This is a genomic window from Paracoccaceae bacterium Fryx2, from assembly GCA_032334235.1.
Lineage (GTDB): Bacteria > Pseudomonadota > Alphaproteobacteria > Rhodobacterales > Rhodobacteraceae > JAVSGI01.
In genome coordinates this window covers 762,901-788,644 of sequence record JAVSGI010000003.1, presented here as the reverse complement: position 1 = coordinate 788,644, position 25,744 = coordinate 762,901, and the positions used below count along the sequence as shown (strand labels likewise).

The 25,744-nt window shown below is 70.0% G+C and carries 23 protein-coding genes and 2 riboswitches; of the genes, 6 read left to right on the top strand and 17 right to left on the bottom strand.

Annotation, left to right across the window (positions count from 1 at the left end):
- Nucleotides 1-74 precede the first annotated feature (74 nt).
- The 7 genes from cobF to cbiE all read right to left on the bottom strand — a co-directional run bounded on the left by cobF (nt 75) and on the right by cbiE (nt 6,303).
- Nucleotides 75-821 carry a precorrin-6A synthase (deacetylating) gene (gene cobF, locus RNZ50_04740; GenBank protein MDT8854357.1) on the bottom strand — a complete coding sequence of 249 codons (747 nt, stop codon included), beginning with the start codon at nt 819-821 and terminating at the stop codon, nt 75-77.
- A 144-nt stretch (nt 822-965) separates the two neighbouring features.
- Nucleotides 966-1,643, bottom strand: coding sequence for an energy-coupling factor ABC transporter permease (locus tag RNZ50_04735; GenBank protein ID MDT8854356.1), 678 nt, complete (start codon nt 1,641-1,643; stop codon nt 966-968).
- Nucleotides 1,644-1,675: 32 nt separating this feature from the next.
- Nucleotides 1,676-1,892: riboswitch (cobalamin riboswitch) on the bottom strand.
- Nucleotides 1,893-1,930: 38 nt separating this feature from the next.
- Nucleotides 1,931-2,665, bottom strand: a complete 735-nt coding sequence (gene cobA / locus RNZ50_04730; protein MDT8854355.1) for a uroporphyrinogen-III C-methyltransferase — start codon at nt 2,663-2,665, stop codon at nt 1,931-1,933.
- On the bottom strand, nt 2,662-3,987 hold the full coding sequence (locus RNZ50_04725; protein MDT8854354.1) for a cobyrinate a,c-diamide synthase: 1,326 nt from the start codon (nt 3,985-3,987) through the stop codon (nt 2,662-2,664). The genes cobA and RNZ50_04725 overlap by 4 nt, the downstream gene beginning before the upstream one ends.
- Nucleotides 3,984-4,766: a precorrin-4 C(11)-methyltransferase gene (cobM, locus tag RNZ50_04720; GenBank protein ID MDT8854353.1), complete on the bottom strand. Its 783-nt coding sequence runs from the start codon at nt 4,764-4,766 to the stop codon at nt 3,984-3,986. The genes RNZ50_04725 and cobM overlap by 4 nt, the downstream gene beginning before the upstream one ends.
- Nucleotides 4,763-5,125: a cobalamin biosynthesis protein gene (locus RNZ50_04715; GenBank protein MDT8854352.1), complete on the bottom strand. Its 363-nt coding sequence runs from the start codon at nt 5,123-5,125 to the stop codon at nt 4,763-4,765. The genes cobM and RNZ50_04715 overlap by 4 nt, the downstream gene beginning before the upstream one ends.
- Entirely contained in the window at nt 5,122-6,303 is a 1,182-nt protein-coding gene (cbiE, locus tag RNZ50_04710; protein ID MDT8854351.1) for a precorrin-6y C5,15-methyltransferase (decarboxylating) subunit CbiE, read from the bottom strand. Before cbiE ends, RNZ50_04715 begins: the two co-directional genes overlap by 4 nt.
- Between cbiE and RNZ50_04705 the strand changes: the two genes are divergently transcribed.
- Entirely contained in the window at nt 6,302-7,048 is a 747-nt protein-coding gene (locus tag RNZ50_04705) for a cobalt-precorrin-6A reductase (GenBank protein ID MDT8854350.1), read from the top strand. The genes cbiE and RNZ50_04705 overlap by 2 nt on opposite strands.
- Here the strand turns inward: RNZ50_04705 and cobJ are convergent.
- Genes cobJ through RNZ50_04670 form a run of 7 tightly spaced genes read right to left on the bottom strand, consistent with a single transcriptional unit; the run spans nt 7,024 to nt 15,026 of the window.
- Complete coding sequence (cobJ, locus tag RNZ50_04700; GenBank protein ID MDT8854349.1) at nt 7,024-7,758, bottom strand: precorrin-3B C(17)-methyltransferase; 735 nt, start codon at nt 7,756-7,758, stop codon at nt 7,024-7,026. The genes RNZ50_04705 and cobJ overlap by 25 nt on opposite strands.
- Nucleotides 7,755-8,480, bottom strand: coding sequence for a precorrin-2 C(20)-methyltransferase (gene cobI / locus RNZ50_04695; protein MDT8854348.1), 726 nt, complete (start codon nt 8,478-8,480; stop codon nt 7,755-7,757). The genes cobJ and cobI overlap by 4 nt, the downstream gene beginning before the upstream one ends.
- A gap of 3 nt (nt 8,481-8,483) precedes the next feature.
- Complete coding sequence (locus RNZ50_04690) at nt 8,484-9,113, bottom strand: precorrin-8X methylmutase (protein ID MDT8854347.1); 630 nt, start codon at nt 9,111-9,113, stop codon at nt 8,484-8,486.
- Between the two features lie 51 nt (nt 9,114-9,164).
- Nucleotides 9,165-10,412 carry a precorrin-3B synthase gene (cobG, locus tag RNZ50_04685; GenBank protein MDT8854346.1) on the bottom strand — a complete coding sequence of 416 codons (1,248 nt, stop codon included), beginning with the start codon at nt 10,410-10,412 and terminating at the stop codon, nt 9,165-9,167.
- Nucleotides 10,409-13,621 carry a cobaltochelatase subunit CobN gene (gene cobN, locus RNZ50_04680; protein MDT8854345.1) on the bottom strand — a complete coding sequence of 1,071 codons (3,213 nt, stop codon included), beginning with the start codon at nt 13,619-13,621 and terminating at the stop codon, nt 10,409-10,411. The genes cobG and cobN overlap by 4 nt, the downstream gene beginning before the upstream one ends.
- A gap of 3 nt (nt 13,622-13,624) precedes the next feature.
- Nucleotides 13,625-14,659: a cobalamin biosynthesis protein CobW gene (gene cobW / locus RNZ50_04675; protein MDT8854344.1), complete on the bottom strand. Its 1,035-nt coding sequence runs from the start codon at nt 14,657-14,659 to the stop codon at nt 13,625-13,627.
- Nucleotides 14,652-15,026, bottom strand: coding sequence for a DUF1636 domain-containing protein (locus RNZ50_04670; protein ID MDT8854343.1), 375 nt, complete (start codon nt 15,024-15,026; stop codon nt 14,652-14,654). The genes cobW and RNZ50_04670 overlap by 8 nt, the downstream gene beginning before the upstream one ends.
- Nucleotides 15,027-15,124: 98 nt before the next feature.
- Nucleotides 15,125-15,345, bottom strand: a riboswitch (cobalamin riboswitch).
- 37 nt (nt 15,346-15,382) lie between these two features.
- Here RNZ50_04670 and cobO point away from each other — a divergent pair.
- From cobO to rpoD, 5 genes are all read left to right on the top strand, one after another.
- Complete coding sequence (gene cobO / locus RNZ50_04665; protein MDT8854342.1) at nt 15,383-16,057, top strand: cob(I)yrinic acid a,c-diamide adenosyltransferase; 675 nt, start codon at nt 15,383-15,385, stop codon at nt 16,055-16,057.
- Nucleotides 16,058-16,213: 156 nt separating this feature from the next.
- Nucleotides 16,214-17,659, top strand: coding sequence for a cobyric acid synthase (locus tag RNZ50_04660; protein MDT8854341.1), 1,446 nt, complete (start codon nt 16,214-16,216; stop codon nt 17,657-17,659).
- Between the two features lie 10 nt (nt 17,660-17,669).
- Complete coding sequence (locus tag RNZ50_04655) at nt 17,670-18,638, top strand: GTP-binding protein (protein MDT8854340.1); 969 nt, start codon at nt 17,670-17,672, stop codon at nt 18,636-18,638.
- A 96-nt stretch (nt 18,639-18,734) separates the two neighbouring features.
- Nucleotides 18,735-20,684 carry a DNA primase gene (dnaG, locus tag RNZ50_04650; GenBank protein ID MDT8854339.1) on the top strand — a complete coding sequence of 650 codons (1,950 nt, stop codon included), beginning with the start codon at nt 18,735-18,737 and terminating at the stop codon, nt 20,682-20,684.
- A gap of 80 nt (nt 20,685-20,764) precedes the next feature.
- Entirely contained in the window at nt 20,765-22,753 is a 1,989-nt protein-coding gene (gene rpoD / locus RNZ50_04645; GenBank protein MDT8854338.1) for an RNA polymerase sigma factor RpoD, read from the top strand.
- A gap of 53 nt (nt 22,754-22,806) precedes the next feature.
- Here rpoD and RNZ50_04640 read toward each other — a convergent pair whose 3' ends face one another.
- Genes RNZ50_04640 through RNZ50_04630 form a run of 3 tightly spaced genes read right to left on the bottom strand, consistent with a single transcriptional unit; the run spans nt 22,807 to nt 25,739 of the window.
- Nucleotides 22,807-23,517: a GntR family transcriptional regulator gene (locus tag RNZ50_04640; protein ID MDT8854337.1), complete on the bottom strand. Its 711-nt coding sequence runs from the start codon at nt 23,515-23,517 to the stop codon at nt 22,807-22,809.
- A gap of 21 nt (nt 23,518-23,538) precedes the next feature.
- Nucleotides 23,539-24,426: a 3-keto-5-aminohexanoate cleavage protein gene (locus RNZ50_04635; protein ID MDT8854336.1), complete on the bottom strand. Its 888-nt coding sequence runs from the start codon at nt 24,424-24,426 to the stop codon at nt 23,539-23,541.
- The gene (locus RNZ50_04630) at nt 24,426-25,739 is read right to left on the bottom strand and encodes an aminotransferase class III-fold pyridoxal phosphate-dependent enzyme (protein MDT8854335.1); all 1,314 of its coding nucleotides are present in this window, start codon (nt 25,737-25,739) and stop codon (nt 24,426-24,428) included. Before RNZ50_04630 ends, RNZ50_04635 begins: the two co-directional genes overlap by 1 nt.
- Nucleotides 25,740-25,744: the final 5 nt, after the last annotated feature.

Here is a 25,744-nt window from a genome sequence, read left to right as displayed (position 1 = left end):
TGAAATGCCGATTTTCCGGGCGGTTGGCGTGAAAATCGTGCGACGCGCGAATGGCGCGATTCTTCTACGAAAAATCAGGTCCGGCGCAGCAGGTAGATGTCCATGATCCAGCCATGGCGGGCGCGGGCCTCGGCGCGGGCGGCAAGGATGCGGGGGGTGGCGCTGGCCAGCGGGCCGGAGTCGGTGATTTCCTCGGCCATGCCGACATAGGCGCCCCACCAGATCGTCATCCCCTCGGGCGGCAGATGCTGGAACGAGCATTCGCCGTCGAGCATCACCAGCGCGGTGTCGACGCTGGGCGGGAAGCCCTCGTCGCGCAGGCGGCGGCCGGTGGTGACGGTGAAGGGCGCGCCGATTTCATTGATCGGGATGGCATGGGCCGCCGTCAGCGCCTGCATCGAGGTGATGCCGGGGATCACGGTGATCGCCGGGGCGGGGCGCAGGCGCGCGGCGATGCGCAGCGTGCTGTCGTAGAGCGAGGGATCGCCCCAGACCAGCAGGGCGACGCTGCCATTTGTGCCAAGATGGCTGGCGATCTCGTGCGCCCAGGCGGCGGCAATGGCGTCGTGCCAGTCATCAACGCCGCGCCGGTAATCGGGGTTGGCGGCATCGCGCCGCGGCAGGTCGAAGCCTGCGATGACGGTGGCGGGGTTTGTGACGACCTCGGCGCAAATGCTGCGGCGCAGGTCGGCGAGGTCGGCCTTGTCGGGGCCTTTCTGCGGGATCAGGATCAGGTCGGCGCGGTTCAGCGCGCGGATCGCCTGCAGCGTCAGGTGTTCGGGGTTGCCGGTGCCGATGCCGACCAGGGTGAGGGTGATCATGGGGGACTCCGGCGCCCGGCGGCGGACCGGGGGGCTGTCTGCCCCCGGACCCCCCGAGGATATTTGGGCAAAGGTGAAAGCGGGCAAAAAGGCAAGGCGCGGCCCAGGGTCGGGGCCGCGCCTGTGGGTGGCTTCGGGCGGGTGTCAGGCCGCGTGGTGCAGGCGCGGGGTGACGAGGGCCGAGCCTTTCAGGCCGCGGATCGACTTGGCGCCGGCCAGCACCGCGAGGTCGATCAGCGGTTCCAGCAGGACGACCAGCATGTAGGCCGCGCCGAAGCTGGTGACGGCCGCGATGTTGGTCATGGCGAAGCCGTTGCCGAGGATGGCCCAGAAGGCGACCCAGGCCACCACGCCGCCCTGATAGGCGGTGGAGAGTGCCAGCACCTGACCATAGCGCAGGTCGACATAGGCGGTGCGGGGCGCGATGAGCTTTTCGGCCAGCACGGACAAGGCGAACAGGGGCACCAGCAGGGTGGTGACGTTCATGCCGAACTGCGGCAGGTCGGTCTGGGCGAAGAACATGCCCTGGATCAGCAGGCCGAGTGCCAGGCCGATCGCGGCGGGGGCGGCGCCCAGCAGCAGGAACAGGGTGGAGCCGAGGATCAGGTGAACCTCGGACACGCCGACCGGGTAATGCGGCAGGATCTGGAAGAAGGTGAAGGTGGCGACGGTGGCGATCACCGCGCGCAGGGCCAGCGAGGCGGCACCCTTTTCGCGCAGCGCGTCATAGGCCACTTTCAGGGTGTAGCCGCCGACGGCGGCAGCGGTGCCGTAGCTGAGCAGGATCTTGGCACCTGTAACGATGCCGGGTTCGATATGCATGGTCTCTCCTTGCCGTCACACCCGACGGCGGCTGTTTCTGTCCCGTGCCTGGCCGGTCTCCTGACTCGCGGGTCGTGGCGACCTTCCGCCTTCCCGGCCCGGGGGCCAGTGGCGAATTGGAAGGCCGCTCTCCGCATACAGTCGCGGGGGCGGTTGGGGCTTGGGGCGCCGCTTTGGTCCGCCCTTTCCCCATTCCCGTTTCAGTCCGGGCGCTTTGCGCTGACGGACACCATGCCGTTTCATTTGCCGGGGGATGGGGGGGCTGGTCAAGGGGCAAATGTGACGCGTCAGGGGCGGGATGCGACCTCGGGGGCCAGCGGGCCGTAGAGGATCAGCGCCGGGGCGCCGCTGTCGGCCTGTTCGAGGTGCTGGGCGAGTGTGTCCAGGGTGAACCGCAGGAGCCGCTGATCGGGGGTCGAGACGGCCTCGGCCAGCAGGGCGGGGGTGTCGGGCGGCAGGCCGTGCCGCATCAGGAGGCGCGCAAGGGCGGCGAAGGTGCGCCTGCCCATGTATACCACGGTTGTGGCACCGGCGTCGGCGAGGGCGGCAAGGTTCATTTCTTCGGGCAGGCCGCCGGTCACGTCGGCGGCGGTGATGAACTGCACCCGGCGCGCCGTCAGCCTGCGGGTCAGCGGGATGCCCGCCGCCGCTGCCGCCGCCGAGGCCGCGGTGACGCCGGGGATGATCTCGTAGCCGATCCCGGCGGCGGTCAGGGCGGTGATCTCCTCCTCCAGCCGGCCGAAGATGCCCGCGTCGCCGGATTTCAGCCGCACCACCCGCGCGCCGGTCAGGGCGTAGTCGACCAGAAGACGGCTGACGTGATCCTGTTTCGGCGAGGCGCGCCCGGCGCGCTTGCCCACCCCGACCAGATCGGCGTCGGGCCGGGCGTGGGCCAGGATCGGCCCGGAAGACAGGTCGTCGAACAGCACGGCATCGGCGGCCTGCAAACGCGCCACCGCCTTCAGGGTCAGCAACTCGGGGTCGCCGGGGCCGGAGGAGACGAAGGAGACAAAGCCGGTCATGGCGCCTCGGAGATCAGGTGGAAATAGCTGCCGGTGCTGCGCCCGCCGCCGGGGTGCAGGCGGTGCGAGCCGGTTTCGGCCACGGGCGTGCCCGCCGCGTCGGTCACCGCCGCCAGTGGCGCGTCTGGCTGGTCGAGGATGGTCGAGTAGTGGAACTCGTGGCCGCAAAGGTGCGCGCCTTGTGCGAGGCCGGGCATCGGGGCGTCAAGCGTTGCCAATCGGTAGCCGAGGTGCATCCGGCGCTTTTCGTAGGAGGTGACCAGCCCCAGCAGCCCGGCCATCTCGTGCCGCACGCCATGGGCGTCGATCAGGGCCGCGCCCATCGCCATGTAGCCGCCGCATTCGCCATGCACCGGGCGGGTTTCGGCAAAGCCGCGCAGCCCGGCGCGGAAGCGCAGCGCGGCGGCGAGCGGTCCGGCGTGCAGTTCGGGGTAGCCGCCGGGCAGCCAGCAGACATCGGCGGCGGGGTCGGGCGCCTGATCTGCCAGCGGCGAGAACGGGATGATTTCGGCGCCAGCCGCACGCCAGTCGGCCAGCAGGTGCGGGTAGACGAAGGAAAAGGCGGTATCGCGGGCGAGGGCGATGCGCTGGCCGGGGGGCGGCAGGGGGCGGGAAACACCGGGGATCAGCCGTGTGGGCCCAGCCGCTGCGCGCAGCGCGTCAAGGTCGAGATGAGCGGCGACGAAGGCCCCCGCCTCGGCCAGCAGTTCCCCCAGCCCCGACTGCTCCTCGGCCTGCACCAGACCGAGATGGCGTTCGGGCAGGGTGATCGAGGCGCGGCGGGGCAGGGCGCCGAACACCCGCACCCCGGCGGCTTCCATGCCCGCGCGCACCAGCGCCTCGTGCCGGGGACTGGCGACGCGGTTGAGCACCACGCCCGCCACCGCCACATCGGGGCGCAGGGCGGCAAAGCCCAGCGCCACCGCCGCCGCCGATTGCGCCTGCCCCGAGACATCCAGCACCAGCACCACCGGCCAGCCGGTCAGCGCGGCCAGATCGGCGCTGGAGCCGTTGCCGGACGCCCCGCGCACCGCAACCCCGTCAAAAAGACCCATCGAGCCCTCGGCAAGGATCAGCTCTGCCCCCGACGCCGCCGCAATCAGCGCGCCGATCCGGCCCGCCGTCATGGCCCAACTGTCGAGGTTGACCGACACCCGGCCCGAGGCTGCGGTGTGGAACGCGGGGTCGATGTAGTCGGGGCCGCTCTTGAACGGCTGGACCGCGACGCCCTGCGCCCGGAAGGCGGCCAGCAGGCCCAGCGTCACCGTGGTCTTGCCGGCCCCTGATGACGGGGCGGAGATGATCAGCCCTTTCGGGATCATGTCGCGTCCGGGAAGCGCGGGCTGGTGCCGACCGGGCGGTAGCGGCGGTCGTAGTCGCCCGCGTAAAGGCGGCTTTCGTCGAAGCCCTCGGCGGCGAGCGCGCGGCCCACGAGAATCAGCGCCGTGCGCTCCAGTTCCGCCCCGATGGCGGTTTCCAAAGTCGCCAGCGTGGCGCGCAGGATGCGCTGGTCGGGCCAGCTTGCCCGCCAGACGACGGCCACCGGGCAGTCGGGGCCGTAATGCGGCACCAGTTCCGCCACCACCCGGTCTAGCACATGCACCGAGAGGTGAATGGCCAGCGTCGCCCCGGTCGCGGCAAAGGCCGCCAGCGTCTCGCCTTCCGGCATCGCCGAGGCGCGGCCCGAGGTGCGCGTCAGGATCACCGACTGCGCCACGCCGGGCAGCGTCAGTTCCGCCCCCAGCGCCGCCGCCGCCGCCGCGAACGAGGGCACGCCCGGCGTCACGTCATAGGCGATGCCCAGCGCGCGGAGCCGACGCAGTTGTTCCCCCATCGCCGACCACACCGACAGGTCGCCCGAATGCAGCCGCGCCACGTCATGCCCCGCCGCATCGGCCGCCGCGATCTCGGCGATGATCTGGTCGAGCGACAGCGGGGCGGTGTTGACGATGCGCGCGCCGGGCGGGCAATGGGCAAGCAGCGCCTCGGGCACCAGCGAGCCTGCGTAAAGGCAGACCGGGCAGGCCGCGATCAGGTCGCGCCCGCGCAGGGTGATCAGGTCGGCCGCCCCCGGCCCCGCGCCGATGAAATGCACCGTCATGCCCAATCTCCTTCCGCAATCGCCGCCGTAGCCATGCCGTCGGCCGATACCACCCGCGTCACCGTCAGCCGCGCGCCCGGCCCGGCGGCGGCAAGGGCGGCCGCTTCGGCCAGACTGCCCGCCCCATAGCGCGCCGGAAGTCGCTGCGTAAGGGTCGGCGTGGCCTGTTCGCGCAACTCGGCCAGCGCGACCGACAGGATCGGCACGCCGATCTCGGCGGAAAACACCCGCAAGACCTGCGCATCGGCCTTGTCCTCGGCGGTGGCCAGCGCCACCACGTCGCCGCCCACCGCCACCAGCACATCGCGCAGCGAGGCCAGCGTTGCCCCCCGGCGGAACCCGATACCCGCAACTCTCATGTCTCGACGCTCCATTGCACCACGGGGCGCGCTGCCGTCCAGCCGCGCATCCGCCCCAGCGGGGCCGCCTGCGCCAGATCGATGCGCAGCAGGTGACCACCCCTGGAGCCATGCCAACGCGCCAGAAGCGCCTCGGTTTCCAGCGTAACGCCATTTGCCACCAGCCGCACGCCCGTCGGCAGGCAGGCCCAGAGCGCGGTCAGCAGCGCATCATCGCCGCCGCCGCCTATGAATACGGCATCCGGGGCCGGCAGACCCGCCAGCGCGCCCGGGGCAGCGCCTTCGACCACCACCATGCGGTGCCCAAGCCCGAAGGCGGCAATGTTGCTGCGGATGTTGGCCACCCGGTCGCCCCGCGCCTCGATTGCCGTGGCGTGGCCGCCCGCCAGACACCATTCGACCGAGACCGAGCCTGATCCGGCGCCGATGTCCCACAGCCGTTCGCCCGCGCGCGGGGCCAATGCCGACAGGGTCAGCGCCCGCACCGCGCGCTTGGTGATCTGGCCGTCATGGGCGAAGGCGTCGTCGGGCAGGCCGCAGGACCGTGGCAGGCCCCGCGCCCCGGCCGCCTGCACCGCCACCGCTACCGGGGCGCAAAGGTCGCCCGCGTCGAACCCCGCCGCCGTCGTTTCGCGCAAACGCTCGTGCGGCCCGCCCAGCGACTCCATCAGCCAGAGGCGCGAGGCGCCGAAGCCCTGCGCCGTCAGCCATTGCGCCAGCGCGCCCGCCGCAGCACCGTCGCGCACGAGGCAGAGGATGCGCGCATCCCGCGCCAGCACCGGCAGCAGTCGTGCAAAGGGGGCAGCGTGCAGGCCGTGGCAGGTCACCTCCTCCAGCCGCCAGCCCAGACGGTTGGCGGCAAGCGAGAAGGTCGAGGGCACGGGGTGGGACACCCACTCCCCCGGCTGCAGGTCGGCCATCAGCGACCCGCCCGCGCCGAACCAGAACGGGTCGCCCGAGGCCAGCACCGCCACCCGTTGCCCCCGGCACGCCAGCACCGGCTGGATCGAGAACGGCACCGGCCAGGGCCGCCCCCGGTCGCCCGCGCCCGCCAGTTCAAGATGCCGCGGCCCGCCGAACACGATTTCGGCCGCCGCCAGCGCGGCAAGGCTTGCGCCGGTCAGGCCCGCCAGTCCATCCTCGCCGATGCCGATCAGGGCAAGCCAGGGGTCAGCCATGACACGCATCCTTCTGCTGGGCGGCACGACAGAGGCGAGCCTTCTGGCCCGCGCGCTGGCCGGGGCAGGTGCGGATGCGGTCTTCTCCTACGCCGGGCGCACCGAAAGCCCGGTGCCGCAGCCGCTGCCGACCCGGACCGGCGGCTTTGGCGGGGTGGATGGGCTGGTGGCGTATCTCAGCGCCGAAGGCATCAGCCATGTGATCGACGCCACCCACCCCTTCGCCGCGCAGATGAGCCGCCACGCCATCGCCGCCTGCGGGGCCACCGTCACGCCGCTGCTGGCCTTCGAGCGCCCGCCATGGCAGGCGCAGCGCGGCGACCGCTGGACCCATGTTCCCGACATCGACGCCGCCGTGGCTGCCCTGCCGGATGCCCCGGCGCGGGTGTTTCTGGCGATCGGCAAGCAGAACCTCGCCGCATTCGCCGCAAAGCCGCAGCACCATTACCTCTTGCGGCTGGTCGATGCCCCCGGCGACCTGGCCCTGCCGCAGTCCACGGCCATCATCGCGCGCGGCCCCTTCACCGAGGCGGGCGACACCGCGCTGTTGCAGGCCCATGCCATCAGCCACATCGTCGCCAAGAACGCGGGCGGCAGCGGGGCCGAGGCCAAGCTGCAGGCCGCCCGCGCGCTGCACCTGCCGGTGATCCTGATCGACCGACCGAAGCTGCCCGCCCGTGCGGTGGCGGGCACGGTGGCAGAGGTGCTGGATTGGCTCGGTCATTCCGCCGACCTCGGGGTATAGACATGCCCCGCCACGCGGCGCGTCGCAGAATTGCCGACCAGCACGACGGTGCGCATGTCGGCCATTTCCGGCACGGCTTCGGCCAGCGTCACGGTCTGCAACCGCTCCTCGGAGGTTGAAACCGCCCGCGCAAAGGTGATCAGCCGCCCCGGTTCACATTCCTCGCGCAGGATCGCCAGCACCCGGGTAAACTGGTGCGGCCGCGATACCGAGCGCGGGTTGTAGAAGGCCATGGCGAAATCGGCCCGCGCCGCCAGCCGCAGCCGCTTTTCCAGCACGGCAAAGGGCTTGAGGTTGTCGCTGAGGTTGATGGCGCAGAAATCATGCCCCAGCGGCGCCCCGGCCCGCGCCGCCGCCGCCAGCATCGCGGTGATGCCGGGCAGCACGCGGATCTCCAGCCCATGAAACTCCGGCGCCTTCTCCAGCGCCTCGAACACCGCCGAGGCCATGGCGAATACCCCCGGATCGCCCGAGGACACCACGACCACCCGCCCGCCCGCCGCCGCCATCTGCAGGGCGTGCAGCGCCCGGTCAAGCTCCACCCGGTTGTCGCTGGGGTGCAGCGTCAGGCCGGGGCGGGGTGCCACGCGCGCGACGTAGGGGATGTAGCCCACGATATCGGTCGCTTGCGCCAGCGCCGCCGAAACCTCGGGCGTGACCATCGCATCCGCCCCCGGGCCAAGGCCCGCGATCACCAGCCAGCCGGTCATTCCGCCCCCTCGGGCCGACGGCCGTGACCATGCACCAGCACGATGGCGAAATAGGGGCAGTCTGCCCCGTCAACCTCGGCCAGTCGGACGACGCGCTGCCCCGGCATGGTGCCGCGCTCCACCAGCCAGGCATCGCCCAGCCGCCCGGCCCGGTCCAGCGCGCGGCGCACGCGCGGCAGGTTGCGGCCGGTCTTCATCACCACCAGCGCATCGGCGCCGCGCATGTGGGCTACCAGATCATCCTCGGGCAGGGTGCCCATCAGCACCGACAGCACGTCATCGCCCCAGGTGATCGGCTGGCCGGTGGCGTGCCAGCAGCCCGCCATGCCGGTGATGCCGGGCACCACCTCCATCTCCACCCGGCCCTGCAGGCGGGTGTAAAGGTGCATGAAGCTGCCGTAGAAGAACGGGTCGCCCTCGCACAGCACCACCACCTCGCCGGGCAAGGCCACCAGCCGGTCGGCCCAGAGGTCGTAGAACGCAGACAGGGCGGCGTTGTATTCCGGGCTCGCGAAGGGCAGTTCGGTCGTCACCGGGTATTCCATGGCGTATTCGGCCACCCCCGGCATCAGCATCCCCTCGACGATGCGCCGTGCCTGCCCGGCCCGCCCGGCCTTGCGGAAATGCGCAACCTGCGCCGCCCCCCGGATAAGCCGGTCCGACCGGACCGACATCAGATCCGGGTCACCCGGCCCCAGCCCCGCGCAGATCACCCGTGCCATGCGCTATTCCTTCCGGCTGGCAAGGGCATTCACCGCCGCCACCGTGATCGCCGACCCGCCCAGTCGGCCCGAGACGACCATCGCAGGCACCGGCGCATCCTGCATCAGCGCCTCTTTCGATTCCGCGGCACCGACAAACCCGACCGGGCAGCCGATGATCGCCGCCGGGCGCGGGCAGACCGGGTCTTCCAGCATGTTCAGCAGGTGGAACAGCGCCGTGGGCGCATTGCCGATCGCAACCACGGCGCCCGCCAGATGCGGCCGCCACAGCTCCAGCGCCGCGGCCGAGCGCGTGTTGCCCATTTCCCGCGCCATGTCGGGCACCCGCGCATCCTGCAGCGTGCAGATGACCTCGTTGCCCGCGGGCAGCCGCGACCGGGTGATGCCTTCCGACACCATCCGCACGTCGCACAGGATCGGCGCGCCCGCCTCCAGCGCCGCCCGCGCGGCCACGGCCATACCGTCCGTGAAGCGCACATGCGCCTCCAGCCCCACCATGCCTGCGGCATGGATCATCCGCACCACCACCACCTCCTCCTCGGGGGTGAAGCGGGCAAGGTCGGCCTCGGCGCGGATCATCGCGAAAGAGCGCAGGTAAATGGCTGCGCCATCGGTTTCGTAGAAGTGGGGCATCGGGTCTCGATTCAGGTGGCGGGGTCAGGTGGCGGGGTCAGGTCAGGTCGGTCAGCTCAGGTCGGTCGGGGTGGGGTCGAACAGGGTTTCGGGGTGGCAGGTCAGCGTGGCAGCCGGGAAGACCGGCGCATCGGGCGCTTCCGCCGCCGCACCGTTGCGGATCACGGCAAAGCCGCGCGCCCGCGCCACCAGCGTGACGGCGCAGGGTTCGGGGTGGGCGCAGCCCTTGGCGCAGCCCGCGACATGCAGCAGGTCGCCCAGCGGCACATGCGGCGCCAGCGCGCGGGCCAGCGCCCGGGTCGGCTGCAACGCCTGCACGCAGCCCGGTGCGCCGGTGCAGGCCAGCACATGCAGCATCGGGTCGCGGCTTTCGCGGATGATCCCCGGCATGGCGGGCACCTCGGCACCCTCGACGAACAGCATCCGCCATGGCGTGACGCGCAGGGGGGCAAGCGCCGCAAGTGCAGCCAGCGTCTCTGCCCGCATCTGGCCGAACTCGAACCCGACCAGCGTGCCCCGGGTCAGGCGCCCCGGCACCGGCTGATAGGTCTCGACCACCGTCGCCTCGGATCTGGCGAACGCCTCGGGCAGCACCGCGCCGCGTGCCAGATGCGCCGCCATCCGGCCCCGGCCCTCGCGTATCCCGCCATTCGCGGCGAACCAGCGGGCCAGCGCCAGCGCCGTGGTCACCGCCGTCTCTGCCGTGACCGCCGCCCCGTAACCCGCGCCATCTGCCCGGCAGATCAGCCCCGACGGCCCGCGTTCCAGCCGGATGTCGGCCGACACCGCCCGCAGCACCGGGATCGGCCCGGTATCGACTGCAAAGCCGAACTTGCCGGGCAGGGCGGGCGCATCCTTCGCGGTCAACGCCGCCGCAAGCGCCGCCGCCAGCACCGGCGTCACCTCGCAGGCCGACCAGAACGGCGTCACGACAATGTTGCGCCGCGCCTCGGCCTCTGCGCAGTCGTCGATCAGGCCCAGCGAGCGCAAGCCGTCAATCAGCGGCGCGTGGCTGGTTTCGGTCACGCCTCGAAGCTGAACGTTGGCCCGGGCGGACAGGTCGATCAGCCCGTTGCCATGCGCCAGCGCCAGCGCGGCAATCCCCGCGGCCTGTTCTTGCGTCAGTCGCCCGCCCTGCGGTCGCACCCGCACCACATAGCCGTCGCCCGACAGCATCGGGCGCAGCGCCCCGGGGCACCAGCCCTGGATCACCGGACCGCCAACCGGACCAGGAGCCGGGCCATTCACGCCCTGCGACGGCGCCCGGACTCCGGGCACCCTGAACTGTGTCGACGTCATCCGCCAACCTCCATTGCCGCCGCAATCGAATTGCGCCGCGTGACCCACAGGCCAGCATCGCGCAGGGCGACGAACCGCGCGCGCATGGCGGCCAGCGCGTCGGGGTTCGCCCGTTCCATGAACGCGACAAGATCATCCCGGCCCATGGTCGCGTCATGATACAGATCAAACAGGTGCGCGGGAACCGCACGCGTCAGATGGGCGAAGGCGGCGAGGTGATCCAGCGTAGCCGCCACCTCGGCCGCGCCGCGAAAACCGTGCGCCATCATGCCGTTGGCCCAGTCCGGGTTGGCGGCGCGGGCGCGCACCACGCGGGCGATCTCCTCGGCCAGGCTGCGGGCACGGGGCGCGCCGGGGCGGGTTGCGTCGATATGATACAGGGCCGGGGCCGCCCCGCCGAGTGCCGCCACCGCCGCCGCGAAGCCACCCTCGTGCGCCGCATAGTCCGAGGCGAGCAGCAGGTCGGTCTCTGTCAGGTCCTGCACATGGGCAAAGCCGTCGGCCGCCAGCACCCGCGCCTCCAGCGCAGCCCGGTCCTGCCGCGCCCCGCCTTCCGCGTCGATCGTCCATTCCGAGCCCTTCAGCCACGCCTCGCCAGCCGCCGCGCGGCCCGCGTCGGAATAGTCTTCCAGCGCCTCGGCCATGCCCATGCCGTAAAGCCCCGGCTGCGGCCCGAACACCCGCGACTCCTGGACCAGATAGGGGTTGTCGTCGGGGGCCTCCTCGCGCCGGGACAGCGCCGCCGCCCCGGCCTCGAAGATCTGCGCCAGCCCCGGAAACACGTCGCGGAACAGGCCGGAAACCCGCAGTGTCACGTCGATCCGGGGGCGGCGCAGCAGGGGCAGCGGCACGATCTCGAACCCCGACACCCGGTCGGACCCGTCATCCCAGCGTGGTGCCAGGCCCGCGAGATGCAGCGCCATCGCAAACTCCTCGCCCGCCGTCCGCATGGTGGCCGAGCCCCAGAGGTCGATCACCAGCCCGCGCGGCCAGTCGCCCTGATCCTGCAGATGCCGCCGCAGCAGTTCCTCGGCCAGCTTGACGCCCTGCGCGTGGGCCGCCCGCGACGGCACCGCGCGCGGATCGACCGAATAGAGGTTCCGCCCGGTCGGCAGCACGTCCGTCCGCCCCCGGTAGGGCGAACCCGCAGGCCCTGCCGCCACCCGCCGCCCGGCCAGCGCCGCCAGCAGCCCCGCCGTCTCGCCCATCCCCGCGCCATAGACGTGCAGCCCGTCGCCGAACTGGCTTTCCTTGATGTCGCACACGAAGCGGTCGATCCGGGTGATCGCCTCGGCGGGGCTGGCGTCGGCGGGCAGGCCGAGATCATCCTCGACGCCCGCGCCCTGCGCCTCGGCGCGGATGCTGGCGATCAGCCGGTCGCGGCGCTGCGGGTCCAGCCCGTCGGCGGTGGAATATTCGTCGAGCAGCCGTTCCAGCCGGTGCAGCCCCTCGGGCGTGGCCGAATCGAGCAGCGGCGGCGGCAGGTGGCCCAGCGTCACCGCCCCGATCCGCCGCTTGGCCTGCGCCGCCTCGCCGGGGTCGTTGACGATGAAGGGGTAGATCACCGGCAGCGGCCCCAGCAGCGCCTCTGGCCAGCAGTCGGCCGACAGCGCGACCGACTTGCCCGGCAGCCATTCCAGCGTGCCATGCGCGCCGACATGCACCAGCGCATGAACGCCCTGCGCCCGCAGCCAGAGGTGAAAGGCCACATAGGCATGGCGCGGGGTGCGCGACAGGTCGTGGTATTCGGCGTCCCGGCTTGCCACCTCGCCGCGTTCGGGTTGAAGTGCCACGATCGCCGCCCCCCGTCGCAGCGCCCTGAAGCGGAACAGGCCATCCCGGCAATCGGGGTCGTCCTCGGGCGCACCCCATGCCGCGTGCAGCGTGTCGCGCAGGGGCTGCGGCAGGTTTTCCAGCGCCGAACGGTAGTCCGCCAGCGGCCAGTGCAGGGTGTGGTGCAGCAGCGCCGCGCCCAGCCCTTCGCCCGCTGCCACGTTATACCCTTCCGCCGCCAGATCGCGCAGGATCGCCTCGGTCGATTCCAGCGCATCCAGCCCGACCGCATGGGCCAGCTGGTGCGCCTTGCCGGGATAGGTGGAAAGCACCAGCGCCAGCCGCCGCTGACCCGCAGGCGCGGCCGCCAGCCGGTGCCAGCCCGCCACCCGGTCGGCCACCGCCGCGATCCGCCCCGCATCGGCGCGGTGCGCGAAACGGGAAAATTGCAGGTCGGGGTCGCGCGCGCCGGGCGACTTGAAGCTGGCGACGCCCGCGAAGATCCGCCCGTCTACCTCTGGCAGCACCACATGCATCGCAAGGTCGGCAGGCGACAGGCCACGGTCAGACCCGGCCCAGTCGCGCCGGCGCGCGGTGGAAAGTGCCACCTGGAACACCGGGCAGCCGGGGGCATCCAGTGGCGTCGCCCCATCCGCGCCCTTCGCCGAAAACGCCGTGGCGTTGACGATGGCGACGGGCGCAAGCCCTGCCAGCGCACCGCGCAGGAAGTCGCCCGCGCCCGGCGCCTTCAGCGACGGCGCAAACAGCCCCACCGCGCGGAAGCCCCGCTCCCGCAGCGCCCCGAGCAGCGCGTCCACCGGCCCGGTATCGGCGGCCGTCAGGTAGCTGCGGTAGAACACCACCGCCACGGTCGGGCCATCGCCGGGCGCAGCATCATACCAGCCGCAGTCGGGCACCGTCTTGTCGCCCATGACCGGCCCGGCATAAAGCCCCGCCGCCAGCGCCAGTTGTGCCAGCGCCGCCTGTGCCGCCACCGCGCCCCCGGCATCGCACAGCGCCTGCAACCGGCGCAGGGTCGATACCGGCAGGGTGGAAAGCTCGTCCAGCCGCGCATCCTCTCGACCGTCGGCGGGCAGCACCGCCAGCGCGATGCCCCGCCGCCGCGCCATGTCCTGCACCTGCGCCAGACCGTAGGGCCAGTAGCTTTCGCCGCCGATCAGCCGGATCAGGATGCCCTTGGCCGCCGACAGCGTCGCCTCGACATAGGTATCGACCGACAGGGGGTGCTTCAGGGCCACCAGATTGGCCAGCCGCAGCGTCGGCAGCCCCGCGCGCCCGCGCTGCCATCCCGCCGCGAAAGCGCCAAGGTCACTGTCGGAAAAAGACAGCACCACCAGATCGGCCGGGGTCTGCCCCAGGTCGAACGGTGTGCCGGTCTCCTCCAGCCCATGGCTTTCGCGGAAGACGACGTGCATGGTTCAGCCCTCCAGAACCGCCCGGATCGCGGACTCGTCGATGTCGTGATGCTCGGCGATCACCACCAGCCGGGTCTGGCGCGGGGTGTCGCCCCACGGCCGGTCGTACTGCGCCCGCACCCGCTCGCCCACCGCCTGCACCAGCAGCCGCATCGGCTTGCCCTGCACCGCGACATAGCCCTTGACCCGCAGGATGTCCTGCTCGCGCGCCAGACGGCGGATCGCGTCCTGCAGCGCGTCGGGGTCGGCCACCTCGGCCAGGTCGATCACCACGCTGAGGAAATCGTCATGCTCGTGATCGTCGTCGCCGTCGTGATGCGAGGGGCGGGCGGCGATGTCGTCCTCGGCGGCGGCGTTGATGCCGAGGATCACCTTCGGGTCAACGACACCGTCGGTCATCTCGATCATCGGCACCCGGCGCGGGCTTTCCGCCGAAATCAGTGCACGCGCCGCGGCCAGCCCCGCCACGCCCGCCAGATCGGCCTTGGACAAGAGCACGATGTCGGCGCAGGCGATCTGATCCTCGAACACCTCGGACAGCGGTGTTTCATGGTCCAGCGACGGGTCGGCCAGGCGCTGCGCCTCGACCGCCGCCAGATCGGGGGCGAAGCGCCCCGCCGCCACAGCCTCGGCATCCGCCAGCGTGATCACGCCGTCGACCGTGATCCTGGAGCGGATCGCGGGCCAGTCGAACGCCTTGAGCAGCGGTTTGGGCAGCGCAAGCCCCGAGGTCTCGATCAGGATATGGTCGGGGCGCACCGGCAGCGCCATCAGCGCCTCGATCGTCGGGATGAAATCGTCGGCCACCGTGCAGCAGATGCAGCCGTTCGCCAGTTCGACGATGTTTTCCACCGGACAGTTGGCATCGGCGCAGGATTTCAGGATCTCGCCATCTACCCCCAGCGTGCCGAATTCGTTGACCAGCACGGCCAGCCGCTTGCCCTGCGGATTGGCCATCAGGTGCCGGATCAGCGTGGTCTTGCCCGAGCCCAGAAAGCCGGTGATCACGGTGACGGGGATTTTCGCAAGGTCAGTCATGGGGGGCCTCCAGTGGCGGGATGCGGGCGATGGATTGTTTGCGGAAGATCTCGGGCCGCTCGCGCCAGACCACGATGCCGTCAGTGCTGGCAGCATAGCGGGCCGCCCCGTCAAGGATCGCGGCAGGATGCAGGTCGGGGTCGAGGTTGCCATACACGTAGGCCCATTTGCCCGGGGCCGACAGCGCCACGGCGCAGCCATTGGTGCAGGCCGACAGGCATTCGACGCCGCGCAGCGCCACGCCCTCGGGCAGGGGGCCTTGCGTCAGCGCGGCCAGCATCGCAGCCCCGGGGCGCGGCGCGTCCGCATCGGCCGGGTCGCCCCGGCGGCAGGTGGTGCAGACAAGCAGCGTGGCGCGCGGGGCCATGGCGGTCTTTCCGGTATTGCGGCGGAAAGGGGCAGCGCCAGAAGGGGGCTGCAGCCTGCGCCACGCACCCCTGCCGGTCGCGGAACACCCCGTCCGCCCGTTCAGTCGTCGACGCTGGCAGGTCTCCCGGCTTGCGGATCAGGGCAGGGGCGCCCAACGGAACCCCGCCTTCCCAACCTTGCGGTCAGTGGATGGGGACCTCTCCGGTCACGGTCGCGGGGGCGGCTGCGCTTGAGGTTTCCGGCACGATGTGTCGCAAACCCTGTCGCATTCCCTCTTCGCCTGTCATACCACAGGCACCAGCGCAGCCTCACCTGAGGCACCAGCCCCCCCTTGTCAAGGATGGAGGACGTCACATGACGGACGGAAACGACACCCTGCCGGAAAACGACCCTCCCGAGGCCTCAGCCGGGGCCGCCGCCGCCCCCGATCCCGACGCGCGCCATGCCGCCAAGATGGCCAAGAAGAAGGCGGCGCGCGACAGGATCATGGCGACCAAGGAAGACGGCCGGGGGCTGATCATCGTCCACACCGGGGCGGGCAAGGGCAAGTCGTCGTCCGGCTTCGGCATGATCCTGCGCTGCATCGCGCACGAGATGCCCTGCGCGGTGGTCCAGTTCATCAAGGGTGCCTGGGTCACCGGCGAGCGTCGCCTGATCGAGACGCATTTCGCGGACCTCTGCCAGTTCCACGCCATGGGCGAGGGCTTCACCTGGGAAACGCAGGACCGCGCCCGCGACATCGAACTGGCGCAGGCGGGGTGGGAGAAGGCCAAGGCCCTTATCCGCGACCCCGCCATCCGTTTCGTGCTGCTCGACGAGATCAACATCGCGCTCCGCTACGACTACCTCGACGTGGCCGAGGTGGTGGCCTTCCTGCAAGCCGAAAAGCCGCCCCTGACCCACGTCTGCCTGACCGGGCGAAATGCCAAGGACGACCTGATCGCCGCCGCCGACCTCGTGACAGAGATGACGCTGGTCAAGCATCCGTTCCGGTCGGGCATCAAGGCACAGAAGGGCGTGGAATTCTGAGGCCGGTCTGGCGGAAAAGCAGGAGCCTCCGGCGGGGATATTTGAAAACAGAAGAAGGTGCAGGCGCACTTTGCCTTTCTTCTGTTTTCAAATATCCCCGCCGGAGGCTCCGGTCTTGAAGCCGGGTGAGGCGGGGGCAGGACGGGCGGGGGCGCGATGAAGGCAATGATGATCCAGGGGGCGGGTTCCAACGTCGGCAAGTCGCTGCTGGTGGCGGGGCTGTGCCGCGCGGCGCGGTTGCGCGGGCTGGAGGTGCGGCCGTTCAAGCCGCAGAACATGTCGAACAATGCCGCCGTCACGGCGGACGGCGGCGAGATCGGCCGGGCGCAGGCGCTGCAGGCGCTGGCTTGCGGGGTGGAGCCGATGGTCGACATGAACCCGGTGCTGCTGAAGCCCGAGTCCGAGGTCGGTGCGCAGGTCATCGTGCAGGGGCGGCGGGTGGCGACTGTGAAGGCGCGCGACTATGCGGCGCTGAAGCCCGGCCTGCTGGCGCCGGTGCTGGACAGCTTCGCGCGGCTGAGGCGGCAGGCCGATCTGGTGATCGTCGAAGGGGCGGGCAGCCCGGCCGAGGTCAACCTGCGCCGCGGCGACATTGCCAACATGGGCTTTGCCCGGGCGGCGGACGTGCCGGTGGTGCTGGTGGGCGACATCGACAGGGGCGGGGTGATCGCGCAGATGGTGGGCACGCGCGTAGTGCTGGAGGCCGAAGACGCCGCGATGATCGCCGGGTTCCTGATCAACAAGTTCCGCGGCGACGTTTCGCTGTTCGATGATGGCTACCGGCTGATCGCGGCACAGACCGGGTGGCGCGGCTACGGCGTGCTGCCGTTTTTTGCCGATGCGTCGCGCCTGCCCGCCGAGGATGCGCTGGATCTGCCCAAAGGCGGCGGCGGCGGTGCGTTCAAGGTGGCCTGCCTCGCCCTGTCGCGGATCGCCAATTTCGACGACCTCGACCCGCTGGGCCAGGAACCCGGCGTGTCGCTGCGGATGATCGGCGCGGGACAGCCGATACCCGGCGACACCGACCTGGTGATCCTCCCCGGGTCGAAGTCGACCCGGGGTGATCTGGCCTATCTGCGGGCGCAGGGCTGGGACATCGACCTTGCCGCCCATGTGCGGCGCGGGGGCCATGTGCTGGGCATCTGCGGCGGGTACCAGATGCTGGGCCATGTGGTGCGCGACCCCGAGGGCATCGAGGGCGCGCCGGGCGAGACCGCGGGTCTTGGTCTGCTGGATGTCGAAACCACCATGACCCCAGACAAGCGCCTGACCCGCACCACCGCGATTCACGCCGCCACCGGCCTTTGCGTCGATGGCTACGAAATCCACATCGGCCGCACCGAAGGCCCGGCCCGCGCCCGCCCCTTCGCCCATGTCGCGGGCGTGCCCGAGGGCGCCACCTCGGCCGATGGCCGGATCAGCGGCAGCTACCTGCACGGCCTGTTCCGCGCCGATGCCTTCCGCGCCGCCTGGCTGGCGGGGCTTGGGGCGGCGGCCTCGGGGCAAAGCTACGGCGCGGGGGTCGAGACCGTGCTCGACGCGCTCGCCGCCCATCTGGAAACCCATCTCGACGTGGCGGGCCTGCTGGCCCTTGCCCGCTGAAAGGCCGCTCATGACGCGCATTCCCGTCACCATCCTGACCGGCTTCCTTGGTGCCGGAAAGACCACTCTCCTGAACCGGCTGATCGCCAGTCCCGGCTTTGGCGACACCGCCGTGATCGTCAACGAATTCGGCGCGGTGGACGTTGACGGCGCGCTGGTCGAACCGGCGGGCGAGCGGGCCTTTGCCACCTCGACCGGCTGCCTGTGCTGCACGGTTTCGGGCGACGTGCGCCTGACGCTGCTGGGTCTGAAGGAGGCGGCCGACAGCGGCACCGGCCCGCGCTTTTCCCGCGTGGTGATCGAGACCACCGGCCTTGCCGACCCCGCGCCGATCCTGCAGACCTTCATGACGAACGACATCATGCTGGCGAGTTTCGCGCTGAACGGCGTGGCGACGGTGGTCGATGCCGCCAGCGCCGAAACCACGCTCGACCGCTTTCCCGAGGCACGCCGTCAGGTCGGGGTGGCCGATCTGCTGATCCTCTCCAAGACCGACCTTGCGCCCGACACCGCAGCCCTGACCGCCCGGCTTTCCGGCATGGCGCCGAATGCCCGGGTCATCGCCACTGCCGATGTGACCGCCGCCGACCTGTTCACCCTTGCCGCACCCGACCCCGCGGCCTGGCTGCGCTTTGCCCCGCACCACCACCATGACCACGACCCCAACCGCCACGGCGACATCACCGCCTTCGGCTTCACCACCGACACGCCGATCGAGGAACGGGTGGTCAATATGGCGATCGGCGCCTTGCAGGCCAGCTTCGGCCCCGACCTGCTGCGCCTGAAGGCCATCGTCACCCTGACCGGCCGCCAGACCTCCACCGCCTTTCACGCCGTGCAGCACCTGACCAGTCCGCCGCAGCCGCTGCCGGGCCCGGCGCTCCCCGGCCGCATGGTGGTCATCGTCGCTGGCCCCGGCCGGGCGCAACTGCCCGGAATGATGCAGGCTTTCCTGCCCGAGATGCGCCCGCTGCCTTGACCCTTTCATCTTTGCCCAAATATCCCCGCCGGAGGCTCGGCCCATCGGCCCGCACCGCGTCTGGACTCGCGCGCCGCCAGACCCGATAAAGGGGTGATGAGCCTGCCGCCCGGATTCCTTGAAGACCTCAGAACCCGCACCTCGCTCAGCCAGGTGGTCGGGCGCAAGGTGACGTGGGATCTGCGCAAGTCGAACCAGGGCAAGGGCGACATGTGGGCGCCGTGCCCGTTCCATCAGGAAAAGTCGGCCAGCTTCCACGTCGATGACCGCAAGGGGTTCTACTACTGCTTCGGCTGCCACGCCAAGGGCGACGCCGTCACCTTCATCAAGGAAACCGAAAACGTCGGCTTCATGGAGGCGGTGGAGATTCTGGCGCGCGAGGCCGGGATGCCGATGCCCGCCCGCGACCCGCAGGCGGCCCAGAAGGCCGACCGCCGCAGCCAGCTTGTGCAGGTAATGGACGAGGCGGTGAAATACTACCGCCTGCAATTGCAGACCGGCGCCGCCGCCGCCGCGCGCGACTATCTGGCCAAGCGCAAGCTTCCCCCCGCCGCGCAGGACCGCTGGGACATCGGCTTTGCCCCCGACGCCCGGCAGGGCCTGTTCCACGCGCTGACGCAGAAGGGCATCGCCCCCGACCTGATCGTGGATGCCGGGCTCTGCGCCCGCCCCGAGGATGGCGGCGCGCCCTACGACCGGTTCCGTGGCCGCATCATCTTTCCGATCCGCGACGGGCGGGGTCGCGCCATCAGCCTTGGCGGCCGCGCAATGGACCCCAACGCAAAGGCCAAATACCTCAACGGCCCCGAAACCGAACTGTTCGACAAGGGGCGCAACCTCTACAACCATGCCCCCGCGCGCGAGGCGGCGGGCAAGGGCAAGCCGCTGATCGTGGCCGAAGGCTACATGGACGTGATCGCCCTTTCGGAAGCAGGCTTTCAGGGTGCCGTGGCCCCCCTTGGCACTGCGGTCACAGAAGACCAGCTGCGCCTGATGTGGCGCATCCATCCCGAGCCGGTCATCGCGCTGGATGGCGACACCGCGGGCATCCGCGCCGCGCTGCGGGTAATCGACCTCGCGTTGCCGCTGCTGGAGGCGGGGCAGGGCCTGCGCTTTGCCGTGCTGCCGGGCGGGATGGACCCGGACGACCTGATCCGCGCGCAAGGCGCACCCGCGATGCAGGCGGTGCTGGATCAGGCACAGCCGATGGTCAGCCTGCTGTGGCGGCGCGAAACCGAAGGAAAGGTGTTTGACAGCCCCGAACGCCTGGCTGCGCTGGACAAGACGTTGCAGGATACGCTGAACCGCATCACTGATCCCAATATACGCAAACACTACGACAGCGCGATCAAGTCCCTGAGTTGGGAGCAGTTCGGCCGTTCCGGTGGCAAGACGGTCGCGCGCAGCGCCAAGCAGATGCCGTGGCGCAAGGGCGAAAAGCCGATGGCCGAGGCCCCGGCACCGGCCACCCGCGCCTCGATGCTGGCCCGCGCGCCCGACGACGCCGCCACCGAACACCTGCGCCTTTGCGTGATCCTGGCCGGGTTTGCGACCCACCCCGGCCTGATCCGCCGCTTCGAATCCGCGCTGGAACTGCTGGATCTGACCGACGACGCCCACCGCCACCTGCGCGCCGTGCTGCTGGCCCATGCCGACCTGCGGGATGCGGGCGAGGCCCGCTCGGCCATCGGACAAGCAGCGGGCGCTGCCCTTGACAGCCTTCTGGCGCTGACCCATGTCCAGATCGCCCCACCATTGCGCAACCCGCATGACAGCGACCTTGCCATGATGTGTCTTGCCGAGGAACTGGCCAAGCTGGAAGCCCGCCGGGGGGCGCGACAGGAAATCGAGGATGCCATGGAAGATCTTTCAGGCCTGGCCGACGAAGGGCTGACATGGCGTCTCTGCCAGGCAGCCGAGGCCAGACACCGTGCCGACAAATCCAACATGGACGACGCCTCCGACCTTGGCGAAGACCGCGCCGCCCTGTCAAAACACCTGCAAAACCTGATCGACGGTCAGATCTGGGTGAAGAAGAAGGGCTGACCCCTTCCCCCTCCCGTGATTCGCGCTATTGATTCGGAACGCGCCCACCTGATTCGCCCACCGGCCCCCGAGGAGCATCCATGGCACTCAAAGACACCGACGACGGCAAACCCGAAGAGCAGGAGGCCGAAGCCTCGCTCGACATGAGTCAGGCCGCCGTCAAGCGGATGATCGCGGACGCGCGCGAGCGTGGCTACATCACCTACGACCAGCTCAACGCGGTTCTGCCGCCCGAACAGGTGTCGTCGGAACAGATCGAGGACGTGATGTCGATGCTGTCCGAAATGGGCATCAACGTCATCGAGAACGATGAGGCCGAAGAGGGCGAACCGGCGGGCGAGCTGGTCGAAACCTCGTCGTCCTCGCGCGAGATCACGGTATCGGGCACCAGTGCCGAGGCGCTGGACCGCACCGACGACCCGGTGCGGATGTATCTGCGCGAGATGGGCTCGGTCGAGCTGCTGTCGCGCGAGGGCGAGATCGCCATCGCCAAGCGCATCGAGGCCGGGCGCAACACCATGATCGCGGGCCTCTGCGAAAGCCCGCTGACATTCCAGGCCATCACCATCTGGCGCGACGAACTGCTGAACGAAGACATCCTGCTGCGCGACGTCATCGACCTGGAGGCCACCTTCGGGCGCAGCCTCGACGGCGAGGAAGACCTGGAAGGCCCCGGCCTCGACGAGGTGGACGTTGCCGCCGCCCCGCGCCGCCCCGCCTCGGAAGAGCCCGAGCTTGATGCCGACGGCAACCCGCTGTCGCGCGCCGAGGATGACGACGAGGACGACGAGGCCACCAACATGTCGCTGGCCGCGATGGAGGCCGCGCTGAAGCCGCGCGTGCTGGAAACGCTCGACATCATCGCACGCGACTATACCAGACTGGCCGAGATGCAGGATCTGCGCATGTCGGCCACAATGGGCGATTCCAGCCGCTTTTCACCCGAGGAAGAAGCCGCCTACCAGAAGCTGCGCTCGGAGATCGTGCTGCTGGTCAACGAGCTGCACCTGCACAACAACCGCATCGAAGCCCTGATCGACCAGCTTTACGGCATCAACCGCAAGATCATGGCGATCAACTCCGGCATGGTGAAGATCGCCGATGCCGCCCGGATCAACCGCCGCGAATTCATCGACGAATACCAGGGGTTCGAGCTTGATCCGACCTGGGCCGACCGCATGGCCGCCAAGGCCGGGCGCGGCTGGCAGGCGCTGATGGAAAAGTCGCGCGACAAGGTGGACGAGCTGCGCGCCGAGATGAGCCAGGTCGGCCAGTATGTCGGCGTCGACATTTCCGAGTTCCGCCGCATCGTCAACCAGGTCCAGAAGGGCGAGAAGGAGGCGCGGCAGGCCAAGAAGGAAATGGTGGAAGCGAACCTTCGCCTCGTGATCTCGATTGCCAAGAAATACACGAACCGCGGCCTGCAATTTCTTGATCTCATTCAGGAAGGCAACATCGGCCTGATGAAGGCCGTGGACAAGTTCGAATACCGCCGCGGCTACAAGTTTTCCACTTATGCAACATGGTGGATCCGTCAGGCCATCACGCGCAGCATCGCCGACCAGGCCCGCACCATCCGCATCCCGGTGCACATGATCGAGACGATCAACAAGCTGGTCCGCACCGGCCGCCAGATGCTGCACGAGATCGGCCGCGAACCCACGCCCGAGGAACTGGCCGAAAAGCTGCAGATGCCGCTGGAAAAGGTCCGCAAGGTGATGAAGATCGCCAAGGAACCGATTTCGCTGGAAACCCCGATCGGCGACGAGGAGGACAGCCAGCTTGGCGACTTCATCGAGGACAAGAACGCCATCCTGCCGCTGGACAGCGCCATTCAGGAAAACCTGAAGGAAACCACGACGCGGGTGCTGGCGAGCCTTACCCCGCGCGAGGAACGCGTGCTGCGGATGCGCTTCGGCATCGGGATGAACACCGACCACACGCTGGAGGAGGTTGGCCAGCAGTTCTCGGTCACCCGCGAACGCATCCGGCAGATCGAGGCCAAGGCGCTGCGCAAGCTGAAGCACCCGAGCCGGTCACGGAAGCTGCGGAGTTTCCTGGACCAGTAGAGGCATCGGTCCCGGCCATGGCGCAATGCCGTGGCCGGCCGGTTCACCAACGGTCATTCGGCCCGGCTGCGGCCGCTGCGGCGGCGCAGCGCCGGGTCCGGCGTGTAGCTGCGCAGCGAGCGGGCCATGACCTCGGCGGCCTCTGTCAGTTCGGCCACCACGGCTGCGCGGGCGGCGGTGCCGTCGCCGCGGGTCAGGGCGGCCAGCACATCGTCATGATGGTCAAGGCCAAGGCCGAGGGTGGTCTCTGTCCGCATCACGTTCAGGCAGGGGCCGACCCTGAGCCACAGGCTTTCGATCAACGGCAGGATCAGCGGCGACCCGGCTGCCTTGTAGACCGTGAAGTGGAATTCGAGGTTCCAGGCCAGATAGGCTTCGGCATGGGCCGGGTCGGTCGTGGCCTGCATCCGGGCCTGAAGCTGGTGCAACTGGTCCAGGGCGGTGGGCGTGATGGTTTGCGCCGCCCATTCGGCGGCCTGGCCTTCCAGCGCGCAACGCACGCGGCGCAGGTCCATCACCGCCTCGACATCCAGCACCGGCACTTCGGCACCGTAGTAGGGCCGGTCGATCAGCGCCCCCTCGGCCACCAGCCGTTGCAGTGCCTGGCGCACCGGCAGGGCGCTGGTGTGAAAGCGCTCGGACAGACGCTTCACTACCATGCGCTCTCCCGGCATGATGTCGCCGCACATGATCGCCCGGCGCAGCGCATGGTAGACCGGCTCGAAGCTGTGGGTGGTGCCGGGGTCGGCGTGCTCGTCGGGCATCGGATGGCTTTCGTTTGCAGGTCAGCGCGACGGCCGGTCAAGCCCGAGGATCGCCCGCGCCTCCGATGAAGAGGCCGCCCGATTCCCCAGCGTTTCCACCAGACGGACCGCATCTTCGACAAGTTCGGCATTGCTGGCAAGCACCCCGCGCCGCCGGAACAGGTTGTCCTCCAGCCCGACGCGGACATGGCCGCCCAGCAGCACCGACTGCGCCGCCACCGGGAACTGTTCGGCCCCGGCGCCGAAGGCCACCCACTGCGCGCCCGCGGGCAGCATGGCGCGCAATTGCAACAGCGTGGCCGCATCCGACGGCGCACCCCAGCGCAGGCCAAGCGCGAACTGGAACAGCGGTGGCGGGGCGACGAGCCCCTGCGCCACCAGATGGCAGGCAAGGCGCATGTGGCCGAAATCGAACACCTCCAGCTCGGGCTTCACGCCCAGATCGCGCATCCTCTCCGCCATCTGCAACACCATCGGCGCGGTGCTGACATAGACCTCGTCGCCCATGCCGGAATTGAAGCTGCCGCAGTCGAGGCTGCACATCTCGGGGCGCAGCGCCTCGATATGGGCCATCCGGGCGGCGGGCCCCATCAGATCGCTGCCGGGGTCGGCAGGCAGCGGCGTCTCGCCGCCGAAGATCAGCTTGCCGCCCATGCCGGCCGTCAGGTTGACGATCACATCCGACCCGGCGGCGGCGATGGCCTCGGCAACCTCTCGGTACAGCGCCAGATCGCGGCTGCCCTTGCCGCTGATCGGGTCGCGGACATGGACATGAACGATCGCGGCCCCGGCCGCGGCGGCGGCCAGCGCATCGGCGGCGATCTGCGACGGGGTGACCGGGACATGCGGGCTGCGGCCGGGGGTGTCGCTGTCGCCGGTCAGCGCACAGGTGATGATGACCGGCCGCATCACCCCGCCACCCCCGGCAGGATCGTCCGGTGGTCGGTCAGGAACCGCTCGAACGCCGCAAGGAACGCGTCGGCCTCGGTCTCGCCATGCGGCAGCGCCAGCGCGATCATGCCGCGCGGGGTGACATACTGGCCCGCCAGCATCATCTCCAGATGCCAGAGCTTGCCGGGCCGGGGGTCGGCGTGTTCGACGGCGGCGGGGGTCACCTGATCGGCGGGCAGGAAGTGCAGGTTGAACAGCGACCCGCAGCCCGTCATGCAGGCGGCGATGCCGTGGGCATCAATCATCGCCTGCATGGCAAGGCGCAGCCGGTCGCCCAGCGCGTTGAACCGGGCCGAGGCTTCCCGCGTCAGCACCTGCGACAGCCCGGCATGGCCCGCCGTCATGCTGATGATGTTGTTGTTGAAGGTGCCGCCATGGCCGAAGGCGTGATCGGATGCCGGGTCGAACCGCGCCATGATGTCGGCCCGCCCGCCGAAGGCGCCGAAACTGGCGCCGCCGCCGATGTACTTGCCCAGGCTCATCAGGTCGGGCGTGACCCCGGTGATGGCCTGCATTCCGTTGAAGTGCAGCCGCGAGGTCATCACCTCGTCAAAGATCAGCAGCGCGCCGATGTCCTGCGTGACCCGCCGCAGCATCGCAAGGAAGGGCGGCGTCGCCCTGATGCAGCCGCCACCGCCCAGCATCTGTTCCAGGATGACGGAGGCGATACTGTCCTTGTTGGCGCGCAGCAGCGCCTCGGTACCCTCCACGTCGTTGTAGTCTGCGAACAGCCAGGGGAACGGCAGGTTCAGGACCGAGCCGCCGTGGGCAAAGGTCAGCACGCCGCCATGATAGCCTTCGCGGAACACCACGATCCGGTCGCGCCCGGTCACGGCGCGGGCGGTGGACAGCGCCATGATGTTGGCCTCGGTGCCCGAATTGCAGAACCGCACCCGGTCGAGCGCGGCAAAGCGCGACACCAGTTCCTCGCCCAGCATCGCCTCGCGGATGTTCGGCGCGCCGAGCGCCACGCCGTTCTGCACCGCCTCGATCATCGCCGCCATGATCACCGGGTCGGAATGGCCATAAAGCCCGGCGGAATACTCGCTGACGAAATCGGCATAGCGGTGCCCGTCGAGGTCGGTCAGATACACGCCCTCGCCTTTCACCACGGCTACCGGAAACGGCTCGTACCACAGCACCGACCGTGTGTTGCCCCCCGGCAGGCTTTCGCACGCCTTGTGATGCCGCGCTTCGCTTTTCGGGTTGGCGGCGATGTAGCGGGCGGTCGCGTCGGCGATGGCGTCGTCAAGGTGGGCATTGCGCAGCATGTCGG

Coding starts and splice junctions, on each gene's coding strand:
- cobF (MDT8854357.1), bottom strand. CDS start 821: ATGATCACCCTCACCCTGGTCGGCATCGGCACCGGCAACCCCGAACAC.
- RNZ50_04735 (MDT8854356.1), bottom strand. CDS start 1,643: ATGCATATCGAACCCGGCATCGTTACAGGTGCCAAGATCCTGCTCAGC.
- cobA (MDT8854355.1), bottom strand. CDS start 2,665: ATGACCGGCTTTGTCTCCTTCGTCTCCTCCGGCCCCGGCGACCCCGAG.
- RNZ50_04725 (MDT8854354.1), bottom strand. CDS start 3,987: ATGATCCCGAAAGGGCTGATCATCTCCGCCCCGTCATCAGGGGCCGGC.
- cobM (MDT8854353.1), bottom strand. CDS start 4,766: ATGACGGTGCATTTCATCGGCGCGGGGCCGGGGGCGGCCGACCTGATC.
- RNZ50_04715 (MDT8854352.1), bottom strand. CDS start 5,125: ATGAGAGTTGCGGGTATCGGGTTCCGCCGGGGGGCAACGCTGGCCTCG.
- RNZ50_04705 (MDT8854350.1), top strand. CDS start 6,302: ATGACACGCATCCTTCTGCTGGGCGGCACGACAGAGGCGAGCCTTCTG.
- cbiE (MDT8854351.1), bottom strand. CDS start 6,303: ATGGCTGACCCCTGGCTTGCCCTGATCGGCATCGGCGAGGATGGACTG.
- cobJ (MDT8854349.1), bottom strand. CDS start 7,758: ATGACCGGCTGGCTGGTGATCGCGGGCCTTGGCCCGGGGGCGGATGCG.
- cobI (MDT8854348.1), bottom strand. CDS start 8,480: ATGGCACGGGTGATCTGCGCGGGGCTGGGGCCGGGTGACCCGGATCTG.
- RNZ50_04690 (MDT8854347.1), bottom strand. CDS start 9,113: ATGCCCCACTTCTACGAAACCGATGGCGCAGCCATTTACCTGCGCTCT.
- cobG (MDT8854346.1), bottom strand. CDS start 10,412: ATGACGTCGACACAGTTCAGGGTGCCCGGAGTCCGGGCGCCGTCGCAG.
- cobN (MDT8854345.1), bottom strand. CDS start 13,621: ATGCACGTCGTCTTCCGCGAAAGCCATGGGCTGGAGGAGACCGGCACA.
- cobW (MDT8854344.1), bottom strand. CDS start 14,659: ATGACTGACCTTGCGAAAATCCCCGTCACCGTGATCACCGGCTTTCTG.
- RNZ50_04670 (MDT8854343.1), bottom strand. CDS start 15,026: ATGGCCCCGCGCGCCACGCTGCTTGTCTGCACCACCTGCCGCCGGGGC.
- cobO (MDT8854342.1), top strand. CDS start 15,383: ATGACGGACGGAAACGACACCCTGCCGGAAAACGACCCTCCCGAGGCC.
- RNZ50_04660 (MDT8854341.1), top strand. CDS start 16,214: ATGAAGGCAATGATGATCCAGGGGGCGGGTTCCAACGTCGGCAAGTCG.
- RNZ50_04655 (MDT8854340.1), top strand. CDS start 17,670: ATGACGCGCATTCCCGTCACCATCCTGACCGGCTTCCTTGGTGCCGGA.
- dnaG (MDT8854339.1), top strand. CDS start 18,735: ATGAGCCTGCCGCCCGGATTCCTTGAAGACCTCAGAACCCGCACCTCG.
- rpoD (MDT8854338.1), top strand. CDS start 20,765: ATGGCACTCAAAGACACCGACGACGGCAAACCCGAAGAGCAGGAGGCC.
- RNZ50_04640 (MDT8854337.1), bottom strand. CDS start 23,517: ATGCCCGACGAGCACGCCGACCCCGGCACCACCCACAGCTTCGAGCCG.
- RNZ50_04635 (MDT8854336.1), bottom strand. CDS start 24,426: ATGCGGCCGGTCATCATCACCTGTGCGCTGACCGGCGACAGCGACACC.
- RNZ50_04630 (MDT8854335.1), bottom strand. CDS start 25,739: ATGCTGCGCAATGCCCACCTTGACGACGCCATCGCCGACGCGACCGCC.